The 14,681-nt window shown below is 69.7% G+C and carries 11 protein-coding genes; 6 read left to right on the top strand and 5 right to left on the bottom strand.

Annotation, left to right across the window (positions count from 1 at the left end):
- Positions 1-604 (bottom strand): fumarylacetoacetate hydrolase family protein (locus FLW16_RS41120; RefSeq protein ID WP_142566412.1); only part of this gene is annotated, 604 nt, incomplete at its 3' end.
- 167 nt (positions 605-771) lie between these two features.
- Between FLW16_RS41120 and FLW16_RS41125 the strand changes: the two genes are divergently transcribed.
- From FLW16_RS41125 to larE, 3 genes are read left to right on the top strand one after another with little or no spacing between them, the layout of a single operon-like run.
- The gene (locus FLW16_RS41125) at positions 772-2,064 is read left to right on the top strand and encodes an L-fuconate dehydratase (RefSeq protein WP_142566413.1); all 1,293 of its coding nucleotides are present in this window, start codon (positions 772-774) and stop codon (positions 2,062-2,064) included.
- A 1-nt stretch (position 2,065) separates the two neighbouring features.
- A complete protein-coding gene (locus FLW16_RS41130) occupies positions 2,066-2,779 on the top strand; it encodes a FadR/GntR family transcriptional regulator (protein ID WP_142566414.1) in 714 nt (237 codons plus the stop codon).
- Complete coding sequence (larE, locus tag FLW16_RS41135; protein WP_142566415.1) at positions 2,772-3,659, top strand: ATP-dependent sacrificial sulfur transferase LarE; 888 nt, start codon at positions 2,772-2,774, stop codon at positions 3,657-3,659. The genes FLW16_RS41130 and larE overlap by 8 nt, the downstream gene beginning before the upstream one ends.
- Before the next feature lie 162 nt (positions 3,660-3,821).
- On the opposite strand, the gene FLW16_RS41140 is transcribed toward larE, so the two are convergent.
- The 3 genes from FLW16_RS41140 to FLW16_RS41150 are packed head-to-tail and all read right to left on the bottom strand — an operon-like array spanning position 3,822 to position 7,521.
- Positions 3,822-4,868 (bottom strand): ABC transporter permease, encoded by a 1,047-nt coding sequence (locus FLW16_RS41140; RefSeq protein WP_142566416.1) that lies wholly within the window; start codon positions 4,866-4,868, stop codon positions 3,822-3,824.
- Positions 4,861-6,426 carry a sugar ABC transporter ATP-binding protein gene (locus tag FLW16_RS41145; RefSeq protein ID WP_142566417.1) on the bottom strand — a complete coding sequence of 522 codons (1,566 nt, stop codon included), beginning with the start codon at positions 6,424-6,426 and terminating at the stop codon, positions 4,861-4,863. Before FLW16_RS41145 ends, FLW16_RS41140 begins: the two co-directional genes overlap by 8 nt.
- Positions 6,427-6,438: 12 nt before the next feature.
- Complete coding sequence (locus FLW16_RS41150; RefSeq protein WP_142566418.1) at positions 6,439-7,521, bottom strand: sugar ABC transporter substrate-binding protein; 1,083 nt, start codon at positions 7,519-7,521, stop codon at positions 6,439-6,441.
- 429 nt (positions 7,522-7,950) lie between these two features.
- Here FLW16_RS41150 and FLW16_RS41155 point away from each other — a divergent pair, with 429 nt between their 5' ends.
- Positions 7,951-8,664 (top strand): FadR/GntR family transcriptional regulator, encoded by a 714-nt coding sequence (locus tag FLW16_RS41155; protein WP_142566419.1) that lies wholly within the window; start codon positions 7,951-7,953, stop codon positions 8,662-8,664.
- 64 nt (positions 8,665-8,728) lie between these two features.
- Here the strand turns inward: FLW16_RS41155 and FLW16_RS41160 are convergent, their stop codons facing one another.
- Complete coding sequence (locus FLW16_RS41160; protein WP_142566420.1) at positions 8,729-9,451, bottom strand: FadR/GntR family transcriptional regulator; 723 nt, start codon at positions 9,449-9,451, stop codon at positions 8,729-8,731.
- A 498-nt stretch (positions 9,452-9,949) separates the two neighbouring features.
- On the opposite strand from FLW16_RS41160, the gene FLW16_RS41165 reads away from it, so the two are divergent.
- Together FLW16_RS41165 and FLW16_RS41175 are read left to right on the top strand one after the other, a co-directional pair.
- The gene (locus FLW16_RS41165) at positions 9,950-13,492 is read left to right on the top strand and encodes a glycosyl hydrolase family 95 catalytic domain-containing protein (RefSeq protein WP_260616159.1); all 3,543 of its coding nucleotides are present in this window, start codon (positions 9,950-9,952) and stop codon (positions 13,490-13,492) included.
- A gap of 91 nt (positions 13,493-13,583) precedes the next feature.
- Positions 13,584-14,225 carry a hypothetical protein gene (locus FLW16_RS41175; protein WP_142566421.1) on the top strand — a complete coding sequence of 214 codons (642 nt, stop codon included), beginning with the start codon at positions 13,584-13,586 and terminating at the stop codon, positions 14,223-14,225.
- The last annotated feature ends 456 nt before the right edge of the window (positions 14,226-14,681 follow it).

Consider the following 14,681-nt stretch of genomic DNA (forward strand, 5'->3'; position numbering starts at 1 on the left):
GCAACCCCAGCGCCTGCGGATCACCCACCTCATCGGCCGTCACCAGCCACGGACCCAGCGGATTGAACGTCTCACACGACTTGCCCTTGTCCCACTGGCCCCCACGCTCGTTCTGAAACTCCCGCTCGGAGACGTCGTTGGCGACCGCATACCCCGCGATCACCCCCGCCGCCTCCTCCGGAGACGACAGATACCGGGCCGTACGACCCAGCACCACCGCCAGCTCGACCTCGTAATCGGTCTTCACACTGCCCCGCGGCACCAGCACCACATCATCCGGGCCCACCACCGTGTTGGACGCCTTCATGAACACCACCGGCTCAGCCGGAACCGCCGCCCCCGTCTCCTCCGCATGATCGGAATAGTTCAACCCGATACACACCACCTTGCCCGGCCGCGCGACCGGCGCGCCCACCCGCTCAAACGGCCCCACCTCCGGCAACCGCCCCTCCGCCACAGCCGACCGCACCCGCTCCACACCACCCCCAGACAAGAACGCACCGTCGATGTCGGCCGTCAACGACGACACATCCAACACCCGCCCATCCGGCGCGAGCACGCAGGGCCGCTCCGCACCCACCGGACCCACCCGCAACAGCTTCACGATCTTGGCCTCTCCGCTGGTTCACAGGGCCGTATGCCGTGCCGAGCCTGTCAGATTCATCGGGTTGAAGTAAAGCCTTTGATTGGATATCGGCCGATTGTCTTGACCTTCTCCCGACCGGACCCTACTGTTCCAATCACATTCATCGGATCAATTGGAGTTCGCCCATGCCGACGATCACCTCTGTGAACGTGATCGACATCAGGTTCCCGACCTCCGCGACGCTCGACGGCTCGGACGCCATGAACCCGGACGGCGACTACTCCGCGGCGTACGTGGTGCTGGAAACCGACGACGGCGACCTGGCGGGGCACGGTCTGACGTTCACGATCGGGCGGGGCAACGACCTGTGTGTGGCCGCCGCCAGGCAGATCGGGGCGCGGCTGGCCGGACGCGACGTGGACGAGCTGGCCGGCGACCTCGGCGGTCTCTACCGAGAGATCATGGCCGACAGCCAGATGCGCTGGCTCGGGCCGGAGAAGGGCGTGGTGCACCTGTCCGCCGCAGGTGTTCTCAACGCGGCGTGGGACCTGGCGGCCCGCCGGGCCGGCAAACCCCTGTGGCGCTTCGTGGCCGACATGACGCCCGAGGAGCTGGTCGCGGCCTGCGACTTCCGTTACCTGTCCGACGTGCTGACCCCCGCCGAGGCCGTCGGGATGCTGGCCCGGCTCGCCCCCACGCGCGAGGAGCGGATCGCCGAGCTGGCCGAGCACGGCTATCCGGCGTACACGACCTCTCCGGGCTGGCTGGGCTACGACGACGACAAGCTGCGCCGTCTGTGCCGCCAGGCCGTCGCCGAGGGCTGGACACACGTGAAGCTCAAGGTCGGCGCCAATGTGGAGGACGACGCCCGCCGGCTGTCGATCGCCCGGGAGGAACTCGGCGACCGTACGCTGATGATCGACGCCAACCAGGTGTGGGACGTGCCCCAGGCCATCGAGTGGGTCAACCGGCTCGCGGCGTACGAGCCGCTGTGGATCGAGGAGCCGACCAGCCCCGACGACGTCCTCGGCCACGCGGCCATCCGCAAGGCGATCGCCCCCGTGGGTGTCGCCACCGGCGAGCACTGCCACAACAGGGTGATGTTCAAGCAGCTCCTGCAGGCCGGGGCGATCGACTTCTGCCAGATCGACTCCTGCCGGCTCGCGTCGGTCAACGAGATCGTGCCGGTGCTGCTCATGGCCGCCAAGTTCGGCGTGCCCGTCTGCCCCCACGCCGGCGGCGTCGGCCTGTGCGAGCTGGTCCAGCACATGGCCGTGGTCGACTACGTGTGCGTGAGCGGCAGCCTGGAGGGCCGCGTCCTGGAGTACGTCGACCACCTGCACGAGCACTTCACCGACCCCGTCCGCATCGAGCGCGGTCGCTACCTGCTGCCTGAAAAGCCCGGTTACAGCGCTCGTATGCACTCCGAGTCGATCGAGGCGTACCGCTACCCTGATGGTCACCAATGGGGAGGCTGACGTGGGCGTCATCGAGACTGCGATCGACACGATCAAGCAGATGATCATCGATGGGGAGCTGCGCCCGGGGCAGAAGCTCCCCGTCGAGAAGAATCTGGCCGAACAGCTCGGTGTCGCCCGCAACACGCTGCGCGAGGCCGTGCGCGCGCTGGTCGCCATGCGGGTCCTGCAGACGCGGCAGGGCGACGGCACCTACGTCACCAGCCTCTCTCCCGACCTGCTGCTCGACGGGATGAGCTTCGTCGCCGACATTCACCTGGACGCCGGGGCGGGGGAGTTCCTGCACGTGCGCAGGATTCTGGAGGCGGAGGCGACGGCGCTGGCGGCCACGCGCATCCCGGACGCCGACCTCGTCCGCCTGGGCGATCTGCTCGACGAGGCCGAGACGGTCGCCGCCTGCGATCCCGTCGACCACGAGAAACTGATCGCTCTCGACCAGGACTTCCACGCCCTCATCGCCTCCCATTGCGGCAACGCCGTCCTCGCCGCCGTCATCCAGAACATGTCGGGCCGCACCGTACGAGCCCGCATCTGGCGGGGCATGAGCGACCCCGAGGCCGTTCACCGCACCCTCCGGGAGCACCGGGCCGTCCATCGGGCTCTGCTGGCGCGGGACTGCGAACGGGCCAGGCTCCACGCCGCCCTGCACGTCCTCGGCGTCGAGGAGAGCCTCACCGGCTCGCGTGCCTTCGCAGGTGAGGCCGCTCATGGCTGACGGTCCCGCGTCCGAGGAAGTGAGGACGGCGGACGCCGGCCGGGCGGGCGCGGCGGGTGCTGCGGGCGCGGCGAGCGACGCGATGGACCGGCTGACGGCCCGGGTGCGCCGTGAGGAGGCGGTCGTCGTCGCCTACTCCGGCGGCGCCGACTCCGCGTTGCTCGCCTTCGCCGCCGCGAGGGCGCTCGGCAGACGTGCACTGGCCGTCACCGCTGTCTCCCCGAGTCTGGCCGCCTCCGAGCGGGCCGCGGCCCGCGACTTCGCGCGAGCCCACGGCCTGGCCCATGTGGAGGTGTGCACGGACGAGGCCGACAGGCCCGAGTACGCCGCCAACGGCGCCGACCGCTGCTACCACTGCAAGTCGGCGCTGTTCGACGCGCTGACGCCGCTGGCGGCCGCCATGGGGGCCCGGATCGCGCTCGGCACCAACCTCGACGACCTCGGCGACCATCGCCCCGGGCAGCGGGCCGCGGCCGAGCGCGGGGCCATCGCGCCTCTGGTGGATGCCGGGCTCACCAAGGCGGACGTCCGCGCGGTCAGCCGCGAGCTCGGCCTGGTCACCGCGGACAAGCCCGCCGCGCCCTGCCTGGCCTCGCGGGTGAGCTACGGCGACCCGGTCACGCCGGAGGTCCTGCGCAGGATCGAGACCGCCGAGGGCGCGCTGCGCGATCTCGGCTTCCGGGTGTGCCGGGTGCGCGCCCACGCCGGCGGCACACTCGCCAGGGTCGAGGTCCCGGCCACCGAGATCCCGCGGGCGTGCGAGCTGCGCGAGCGCGTCGACGCCGCGGTCCGCGGCGCCGGCTTCACCTTCTGCTCGCTGGACCTGTCCGGCTTCGCGTCCGGGCGCCTCAACGCGCTGCTGCCGCTGCTCCCCTCGTGACGCGCTCCCTGCCCGGACCGGAAGGGGCCTGAACCGGAGGGCCGGGTGATCCCCGCCTCCGGTCGACGCGGGAATCATCCGGCCGTTTCGCATCTGACACCCCCTGGACCCGTACGCGGCGGCGAGCGGGGGAGACCGGCGCGGATCGGCCTCCCCTTCTCGTCATTCCTGTGACTTGCCGCCGGTGAGGCGGGAGATCGCGAGCGCGGTGAGGATGATCGCCCCGTTGAGCGCCTGGATCCACTGCGCGGGGACGCCCGCGAGGGTGAGGACGTTCTGGATCATGTAGAGCAGCAGGATGCCGGTGAACGCGCCGAACACGGTGCCCTTGCCGCCGTTGAGGCTGACTCCGCCGATGACGGCGGCGGCGAACACCGTGAAGATCGCGCCGTCACCCTGAGCGGCGGCCACCGAGGCGAGCCGGCCCGTCAGCAGGAGACCGCCGATCGCGGCCAGCAGGCTCGCGGAGATCAGCACGATCCACAGCACCCTGTCGGTGCGGATCCCGGCCGCCTTGGCGGCGTCGACGTTCCCGCCGATCGCGTAGAGCGCCCTGCCGAACCGGGTGAACCCCATGACCACAATGCCGGCGGCGAACAGCAGCAGGCATATCCAGATGGACGCGGGCACGCCGAGCCACATGGCCGAGCCGAAGTAGGTCATCGATTCCGGCAGGTTGAAGAAGGTCTGCCCGCCGGAGATGCCCGTGAGGAGGCCGCGCAGCACGATGAGCATGCCCAGGGTGACGATGAATCCGTTGAGCCCGAAGCGGACGATGAACAGCGCGTTCACCGCCCCGATCAGCACCCCCACCGCGAGGGTGACGGGGATTCCCCAGGCGCCGGGCAGCAGCCCGAGCCCGGGTCCCGTACCGGCGGCGACCGTCAGCCACGCGGCGACGCCGGGGGCCAGCCCGAAGGTCGACTCGAGCGACAGGTCCATCCTGCCGGCGATCAGCACGAGCGTCTGCGCCAGGACGAGCAGCGAGATCTCCGACATGGTCTGCAGGATGTTGATCAGGTTGTCGCTCTGCAGGAAGATCGGGTTGACGATCTGCCCGACGATCGCGATCACGATGATCGCGGGAACGAGCGCGAAGTCGCGCAGCCGCGCCAGGGGGATCGCCGGGCGGCGCCTTCCCGCCTCCTCCGGCGCCGGCGGGCTCGGCGGGTGTCCCGTCGTGGCGGGAGCGGTGGTGCTGTCAGGCATCGAGGTCGACTCCTTCCATGGCGGCCACCATCTCGTGGTCGTGCCAGCCGGCGGTCAGTTCCGCGACGACGCGGCCGTGGAACATCACGAGCACCCGGTTGCACAGCCGCAGGTCGTCAAGTTCATCGGAGGCGATCACGACGCCGGTTCCGTTGTCGGCGATCTCCTCGACCTTGCCGAGCAGGAACTCCTTCGACCGGACGTCGACTCCGGCGGTCGGCGTGATCAGTACGAGCAGGCGAGGGTCGCTGGCCAGGGCGCGGGCCATCACGACCTTCTGCTGGTTGCCGCCGGACAGCCCGGAAACGGGGAGTTCCGGGCCGGGTGTCTTGATCGCGAGATTCGTGATCATCTCGCGGGCCAGCGCGTCCTTGCGCCGGCCGCTGACGAAGCCCGCCTGACCGAGCCGCTCGGGCACGGTCATCGTGGTGTTGTCGGCGATGGACATCAGAGGGACGAGTCCCTGGTGGTGGCGGTCGCGGGGCACGAAGCCCACCCCGGCGGCCAGCGACTCCGGCACACTCCCGGGCCGCGGACGGCTCCCGGCCACCTCCAGGGTTCCGTCCTTGGGAGCGCGCAGCCCGGCGACGGTCTCGGCGAGCTCGGTCTTCCCGCTGCCGCCCAGGCCCGCCAGCCCCACGATCTCCCCGGCCCGGACCCGGAGGTCGACGTCCTGGTAGACGTCGCCGTCGCTCAGGCCCCGGACGTCGAGGACCACCGGGGCCTCCTCCGGGACCGGCGGGCGGACGGCGTGCTCCCGCAGCCCCGCGGCCTCACCGGTCATCGCCGCCACCAGCTCGCCCTGCGGCAGGTCCGCCACCGGCGCGGTGAGGATGTGCCTGGCGTCCCGGAACACCGTGACCATGTCGCAGATCTCATAGATCTCCTGGAGGTGATGACTGATGAACAGGAAGGTGACTCCCTGCTCGCGCATCGCCCGCATCCGCTCGAAGAGCCGGGAGATCGCCGCGCCATCCAGCTGGGCGGTGGGCTCGTCCAGGATGATGAACCTCGCGCCGAACGACAGCGCGCGGGCGATCTCCACGAACTGCCGCTGCTCCACGCCGAGCTCCCGGGCCGGCCGGCGGACGTCGACGTCCACCGACCACGCCTCCAGCAGGTCGGCCGCCTTCCGCCACAGGCCCTTCCAGCCGACCAGCCCCAGCCGGTTGCGGTCGTGCCGGTTCAGGTAGAGGTTCTCCGCCACGGTCAGCTCAGGGATGATCGTGGACTTCTGATAGACGCAGGCGACCCGTTCCCGCCAGGCGTCACGGTCCGACAGCCGCGGTGCGGGGGACCCGGCGAAGCGGACCTCGCCCTCGTCCGGCGCCTGCAGCCCCGTCAGGATGGAGACCAGGGTCGACTTCCCCGCACCGTTGCGCCCGACCAGCGCGTGGGTCTCCCCGGGCCTGATCGTTATGCGGGCACGATCCAGCGCCGTCGTCTCGCCGTACCTCTTGGTGATGCGTTCCGCCTCGGCGACGGGCGGGTCCGCATGGACCGGCCCGCTGTCACGGGCGGGTGGAGGGCTCGCGGGCCCTCCCGCGAACTCTTCCATGACCACGCCCTCTCAGCTCAGGTTGTTGCCCCACAGCGACTTGTCGTCGTGCTTCACGCTGGGGATCCCGCCGTATGTGCCGCCGTCGGCGGTGACGAGCGGCGCGGACAGCTGGTCCTCCAGCAGCCCGGGCCGCACCTGGATGATGGTGCTGTCGTGATCGGTCTTGCCCGGCTGGAAGGTCTTGCCCTCGATCGCGGCCTGGGCGTACGACAGCGCCCACTTGGCGTACAGGTCCGCGGGCTGGGAGACGGTGGCGTCGATGTTCCCGGCGGCGATGTCCTTGAGCTCCTGCGGGATGCCGTCGTTGGAGACGACGAAGACGTGCTTGGAGTCGCCCGGCGGCACCAGGAGGTCGCGCTGCTTGAGCACCTGCAGCGTGCCGGCGAGGGCGAAGCTCGACTGCATGTAGACGCCCTTGATGTCCGGGTTGGCGGTGAGGCGCGTCGCCAGCTTCTGCGAGGCCACGGCACCGTCCCAGTTCGTCGCCTCGCCGAACACGGTGATGCCGGGGTAGTTCTGCTTCATGCAGTCGTTGAACGCCTCGGTGCGGTCCCGGCCGTTGATGGAGGCCAGGTCGCCCTCCAGCATGACCACCTTGCCCTTGCCGCCGAGCTTCACACCCAGGAACTTGCAGGCCTTCTCCCCGTACGCGCGGTTGTCGGCCCGGACGACCATGAAGGCGTTCCCCGTGTCGGGCCGGGTGTCCACCAGCACGGCGGGAATCTTCTTGCCCTCGAGCTGCTGCAGCGTGGGCGCCACCGCCGCGGTGTCCTGCGGCGCCATGACCACGCCCTTCACGCCCTGACCCACCAGGGTCTGCACGTTGGCGGTGAGCTTGGCGATGTCGTTCTGGGAGTTGGTGGTCTTGACCTCCGCACCCAGCTCGCCGGCGAACTTCGGCACGTAACTGATGTAGGAGTTCCAGAAGTCCGTATCGGAACGCGGGTAGTCGACGCCGATGACCGGCTTCGCCGCTGCGTCGTTCCCGCCGCCGGAGTTGTCGTTTCCCGTACCGCTGTTTCCGCCGCAGGCCGCGGCGAGGCACCCCGATATGGCTAAGGCCGCGGCGAGTGCGAACCGTCTGCGTTCCATCGTCTCTCCTTCTGAAGCACCACGGCTGCCATGCCGTCGCTGACCGCGCCACGCTCACGTGACGCCCGCGCCGCTGTGCGGGGCATGGGCGAGGTTCGCCGTGAGCGGGCTAATCACGACAGGACATGGGATGTCTTTCTATGCTCAAAACCGCTCCAGTGTCCAGACCTTGAGGAGGGATGGTGATATTCCGTTATTCGAGCGGCTCTTACGAGCAAGGGATCCGACGTATCGACCGGCCTCGCCGGGCCGGGAGGCCGAACACATCGCATGTCTGGCCCGGCTGAAGGCCTGGCACAACGAGTTCGTGCCAGGCAGCCCACGCCATGGCACCCGCATCGGCGAAGGTGCGGCTGGTTCTGAGGCCGTTCCCATGCGCCGCGAGGGACCGTGTGGAGGTCCGCTGTCCTGACATACCAAAATGCAGGTATGTCGTTGACCGAGCAGGCGATCGAACGCATCAGGCAGCTCATCAAGGACGGGACGCTGCCCCCGGGCGCCCGGCTGCCTCCAGAACAGGAGTTGGCCGCCGAACTGGGCCTGTCCCGCAACCTGCTCAGAGAGGCCGTCCGCTCCCTCGTCACCACACGCGTGCTGGAGGTACGCAGGGGCGACGGCACCTACGTCACGAGCCTTTCGCCGGAGTTGTTGCTCGAAGGAGTCGGCCTCGCCGTCGAGATGATGCGGGGCGACGACCTGCTCGAGATCACCGAGGTGCGGCGCCTGTTCGAGCCGGTGGCGACGGGTCTGGCCGCCGCCCGGATCACCGCCGACCAGCTCGCGGACGTCGAACGGCATCTCAACGCCATGATCGCGGCGCAGAACGACATCGAAGCGCTCAACCATCACGACGACGCCTTCCACCGGGCCGTTTTCGAGGCGACGGGCAACAAGTCCCTGTCCGCCCTGCTCGGCGGCATCGCCAGCCGGACCCTCCGGGCCCGTGTCTGGCGCGGGCTCGTCGAAGAGAACGCGGCCGGCCGCACGATCGCCGAGCACGCCGCCATCTACCGCGCACTCGCGGCCGGCGATGCCCCCCTCGCCCAGGCGGTCGCGCTCATGCACGTCAGCACCACGGAGACCTGGCTGCGGGAGAACCTCGGCCGTTCGCGGTCCGGCGCGGACCCGGATCGGGTGAGGTGATCACGGCGGGCGTCGCGCCCGTGCCCCGGCCTGTCACCCCACGCCGGCCCCACCCGGCCCGAGGTCAGTCGGCCAGGGGGTCGGACGGCACGTCGCCGTCGTCGGGCAACCGGTGCAGGGACTCCTCGACCCCGATGAGATGGTTGGCCATCCGGATGCGCGCCCGTTCGGGGTCGCGCGCCGCGAGCGCCGCCCAGATCGCCACGTGCTCGTCGTGAGTGCGCCGGTCCGCGCCCTCCTCGTGCAGGCTTCGCCACAGCCGGCTGCGGACGGTGCGCCTGGCGAACGCCTCGATCAGGCCGATCATGACCGGGTTGTCGGTGTGGGCGGCGATGATGCGGTGGAAGGCGATGTCGATCTCGATGAGACGCTCGTGGTCGTGGGGTGCCTGACCGACGATCCTGGCCGACTCGCCGAGCAGCTCCCTGGCCTGGCAGAGCGCCTCATCGGTGATCATGGTCGCGGCCAGCCGTGCCGCTTCGGACTCGAGCAGCCGCCTGACGGTGTACACGTGCCGCGGGTCGCCCTGGCCGTGCAGGTCGACGACGAAGCCCATCGGGGCCAGCAACTGCGTCGCGTCGAGGTTCGTGATGTACGTCCCGTCACCCTGCCGGGTGCTGACGATCCCGAGGATCGACAGCGCCGAGACCCCTTCACGCAATGCCCCGCGCGAGACGCCCAGCGACTCCGCGAGGTCCTTCTCGACGGGCAGGCGGTCGCCGGGCCGCAGGACGCCGTCGAGGATCATCCGCTTGATGCTGTCCACTACATCGTCTGTGCGTGACATGGCAGGTAGGTTTCCAGAGTCCGAGCGGAGCGGGGATTCCCACGTCACCACGGGCAGCCAGGGAGCGGATGCGGCCTGCCCGCACCTCGTCGTCGCCCGTGGTCGTCGGGGGATTGGTGCTGCTCTACGGATACAGGACGCGGACGCCTCCCGCTACTCGGCGGCGTGGCCTTCCCCGCCCAGGGGACAGGGACAGGCCAAAGGTTAGATGTTTCCGGGGGTCAGATGGCCAAGATGCCCGCCTTTCGGACGTTTCTATAAGAATCGTTGACCGATACATCAAATCTTTGTAGCTTTGCCATCACCCCCTACACAGCCTCGTCACGCAGCCGGTCCCGCCGAACCCCGCCAGTCTCCTCGATGTCGGGTTCGCAGCCCCATTGGCGCGGTGCCGGCCGTCGGCAAGGCCGCAGTGCGCTTGGAGAGCGAATGCCAGATCTGACGCGAAGGCAATTGATGAAGATCGGCACGGTCGGAGCCGGGGCTCTGATGCTGCCGATGCAATGGACAGCGGTCGCCCGAGCCGGATCGGTGGCACCCTCGGAGGTACGCGCCGCCAACGACATGGCGCTCTGGTACGACAAGGGCGCCGGCACGGACTGGCTCCGCGCCCTCCCCATCGGCAACGGCCGCCTCGGCGCCATGGTGTTCGGCAACGTCGACGCCGAGCGCCTGCAGCTCAACGAGGACACCGTCTGGGGCGGCGGGCCGTACGACCAGAGCAACACCAAGGGCCTGGCGGCGCTGCCGGAGATCCGGCGCCTGGTCTTCGCGGACCAGTGGAGCGAGGCCCAGACCCTGATCGACCAGAACATGCTGGGCAAGCCCGCGGGCCAGCTCGCCTACCAGACGGTCGGCAACATCAAGCTGACCTTCCCCGGCACCAGCGGGTTCACGGAGTACAACCGCCAGCTCGACCTCACCACCGCCGTCACGTCCGTCAACTACCTGCTGAACGGCGTACGGTACAAGCGCGAGGTGTTCGCCAGCGCACCCGACCAGGTCATCGTCGTGCGCCTGACCGCCGACAAGCCCGGCTCGATCACGTTCAGCGCGACGTTCGACAGCCCCCAGCGCACGACGCTCACCAGCCCGGACAGCACCACGGTGGGGCTCGACGGCGTCTCGGGCAACTTCGAGGGCATCACCGGCCAGGTCAAGTTCCTGGCGCTGGCCAAGGCCGTCGCCGAGGGCGGCACCGTCACCAGTTCCGGCGGAACGCTCCAAGTGTCCGCCGCCGACAGCGTGACGCTGCTGATCTCCATCGGCTCCAGCTACGTGAACTACAAGGACGTCAGCGGCGACTACCAGGGCATCGCGCAGCGGCACCTCGCCGCCGCCCAGGGCAAGGCCTACGACGCGCTGCGCAGCCGGCACGTGGCCGACTACCAGGACCTTTTCAAGCGGACGACGCTCGAACTGGACCGCACCGACGCGGCCGACCAGCCGACCGACGTCCGGATCACACAGCACGGGGCCGTCGACGACCCGCAGTTCTCCGCGCTGCTCTTCCAGTTCGGCCGCTACCTGCTGATCAGCTGCTCGCGTCCCGGGACCCAGCCGGCCAACCTGCAGGGCATCTGGAACGACTCACTGAGCCCGTCGTGGGACTCGAAGTACACCATCAACGCCAACCTGCCCATGAACTACTGGCCCGCCGACACCACGAACCTGTCGGAGTGCTACGAGCCGGTGTTCGGCATGATCCAGGACCTCACGGTGACCGGTGCCCGCACCGCCCAGGTGCAGTACGGCGCCGGCGGCTGGGTCACCCACCACAACACCGACGCGTGGCGGGCGACCTCGGTCGTCGACGGTGCGCTCTGGGGCATGTGGCAGACCGGCGGTGCGTGGCTGGCCACCATGATCTGGGACCACTACCTGTTCACCGGCGACGTCGAGTTCCTGAGGAAGAACTACCCGGCGATGAAGGGCGCCGCGCAGTTCTTCCTCGACACTCTCGTGGAGGAGCCGAAGCTCGGGTATCTGGTCACGAACCCGTCGAACTCGCCTGAGCTGCCGCACCATGCGAACGTCAGCGTGGCCGCCGGTCCCACCATGGACAACCAGATCCTGCGTGACCTGTTCGACGGCTGCGCGGAGGCCAGCGAGGTTCTCGGCGTGGACGCGAGCTTCCGGGCGCAGGTCCTGGCCGCCAAGGACCGGCTCCCTCCGATGAAGATCGGCTCACGCGGCAACATCCAGGAGTGGCTGTACGACTGGGTGGAGACCGAGCGGAATCACCGGCACATCTCGCACCTGTACGGCCTGCACCCCAGCCACCAGATCACCAAGCGCGGCACCCCGGAGCTGTACGACGCGGCGCGGCGGACGCTGGAACTGCGCGGCGACGACGGCACCGGCTGGTCGCTGGCCTGGAAGATCAACTACTGGGCGCGGATGGAGGAGGGCAAGCGGGCGCACGACCTGGTCCGCCTCCTCGTGACGCCGGCCAGGCTCGCCCCGAACATGTTCGACCTGCACCCTCCGTTCCAGATCGACGGCAACTTCGGCGCCACGTCCGGCATCGCCGAGATGCTGCTGCAGAGCCACACCGGCGAACTGCACGTGCTGCCGGCGCTCCCGGAGGCCTGGCGGAACGGAAAGGTGCAGGGCCTGCGGGGTCGCGGCGGCCACACCGTCGGCGCGGCCTGGAGCGACGGGCAGGCCGACGAATACCTCATCACGCCCGACCGCGACGGTGTCGTCAAGGTACGCGGCGGCATCTTCACCGGCCGCCACAAGATCGTCGACGTCGCCGGCGGCACGGTCAAGGTGGAGAAGACCGAGCCCGACGCCGTCAAGATCACGGCACAGGCCCGTCACACCTACCGGGCGTTCGCGCTGCAGAAGGTCTCGGTGACCGCGCCCGCCGAGGTCACACCGGGTCAGGAGGCGAAGGCCAAGGTCACCGTCAGGGCGGTCGAGGTGGCGCTGGCGTTGGCGACGGTGTCCCTCACGGCGCCGGAGGGGTGGACCGTCACCCCCAAGCAGGCCGACGTGGGGCCCCTGGCGCCGGACGCGAAGGCCACGGTGGAGTTCACCCTCACTCCCGCCACCGGCGCCACGTCCGGCACCGCGGTCCTCACCGCCGTGGTGAGCGGCACCGAGGCGGGCGAGAGCTGGACCGCGTCCGCGAAGGCCACGGTGCAGGTGTGGGGCGGCGGGGAGAAGCCGCTGGAGGAGCTGTTCAGCAACGTCGCCGTCACCGACGACACCAACACCAACCCCGGAAACTTCGACGGCAACGGCGCCAGCATCTCCGCCCAGGCGCTGGCGTCGGCCGGTGTCACCCCGGGGGCCACCGTCACCAAGAACGGGCTGAAGTTCACGTGGCCCAACGTCGCGGTGGGCACCCCCGACAACGCCATCGCCTCCGGGCAGTCCCTGAAGGTGACCGGCACCGGCAAGACGCTCGGCTTCCTGCTGACCGGCACCTACGGCGCGGTGTCCGGGCCGGCCACCGTCGTCTACAAGGACGGCACGAGGCAGACCTTCACCCTCAGCTCGCCCGACTGGTACGGCGCGCCGAGGCCGGAGGGCGACGCCGCCGTCGTGGCCCCCTACCAGAACCGGCCGAACAACCAGCGGCAGAACACCGCCGCCACCGTCTACTACGCGGGCGTGGCTCTGCAGAACAAGGAGATCTCCCGCGTCGACCTGCCCAACATCAGCGCGGGGGCGGCGAACGGGGTCGCGACGATGCACATCTTCGCCGTCGCGCTCGATTCCGTCACGCCGCCCTCGCCGGAGGTCAAGCTGACCGTCACCGCCGCCTCCCGCTGCATCGGCAGCTCGGCGTACGTGGCGGTCACGGCCGTCAACGACTCCGGCGTGCCGGCGACGATCACGCTGACCACCCCGTTCGGGTCCAAGACCGTGGCCGACGTGGCCCCGGGCAAGCAGGCCTACCAGTCCTTCAACACCCGCGCCGCCCAGATCGACGCCGGCACGGTCACCGTGAAGGCGACCGCCACGATCGACGGCAAGCAGGTCACCTCGTCCTACGACGTCGCTTACACCGCGGCCAGCTGCGGCTGAGCCGCTCACACCGCGATCAGCTCCGCTGACCGCACCGGGGCCGGCCGGCCGATCAGCCGACCGGCCCCGCCCCCCTAAATGGAGCGATCACATGAGAATCAACAGGACCACCCAGATACTCGCCGCGTCCGTGCTCGGCCTCGCGCTGGCCGGCGCCGGCGTGGCCGGTCCCGCGCTGGCAGACGACGACCCCGGCAACGGCAACGGCATCGACGTGTCAGTGAAGATCGAACCCACCACCACCCCCGGCCAGGTCTCCATGACCGTCGCCGACAACACCGGGGTGTCGCTGCAGGAGAACGGGTCCAACGCCACCGCCCGCCAGTTCGTCGGCACCCTGCCCACGGTCACGGTGTCCGACACCCGCCGTCCCGAGGACATCCCCGCCGGGGACTTCTGGGCGGTCGTCGGCCAGTCCAGTCAGTTCACCGCGACCGACAACCCCTCGGCCACCATCGGCCCGCAGTACCTGGGATGGAAGCCGCGCCTGCTGACCGACTCCACCACCGGCGCGGTGGCGGCCGGTGAACCGGTCTCCAGCGTCATCTCCGACGGCACCGGAGCCCCCACCGAGGGTCTGAAGGGCCAGGAACTGCTCGTCTCGACCGCCAACTCCGCCGACGAGATCGGCACCTGGCAGGTCAACGCCGACCTCGCCCTGCGCACTCCGGTCGACGTCGCCGCCGGCGAATACCACTCCACCCTGACGCTTTCGCTGTTCAACCAGTCCTGAACCCCAGGCGGGACACCACCTGAACCAGACGTGGCCGGGGGCGCGGCGTGGGACACCCACACCGCGCCCCCGGCGCGCGCATACCGGTAGCCGTCCGGTCGGCCACCCTCATGCGATGAAACTTTCAGACATCCCATTTCTCGGCCGAATCAGGGCTGGCGGCCGTGGGGACATGGGCTGTCTGCGACCGGCGCGAGACGGGTGACGGCACTGCCGACGCGGCATGCGCAAACGTGCGGATTCCTGCGTCTCGCCGACGTTTCCACTTGTCGCGCGGACGAGGCCCGGCTGTGCGGGATCGCGCCATGCGCACACCTGGCGGCGGGGGAGTGTGGACAGATCTCTCTGCCTGACGTACAACGACATCCAATGTCTCTGCGGTGACCGGCCGCCGCGGCCCAGGAAGGAAGGCGTACGAGGCGGTCACCCGAGCAGGGCCGGCGGGCTTGGCCTCGA

Origin of the sequence: Microbispora sp. KK1-11 (assembly GCF_006874435.1) — a bacterium.
Taxonomy (GTDB): domain Bacteria; phylum Actinomycetota; class Actinomycetes; order Streptosporangiales; family Streptosporangiaceae; genus Microbispora; species Microbispora catharanthi.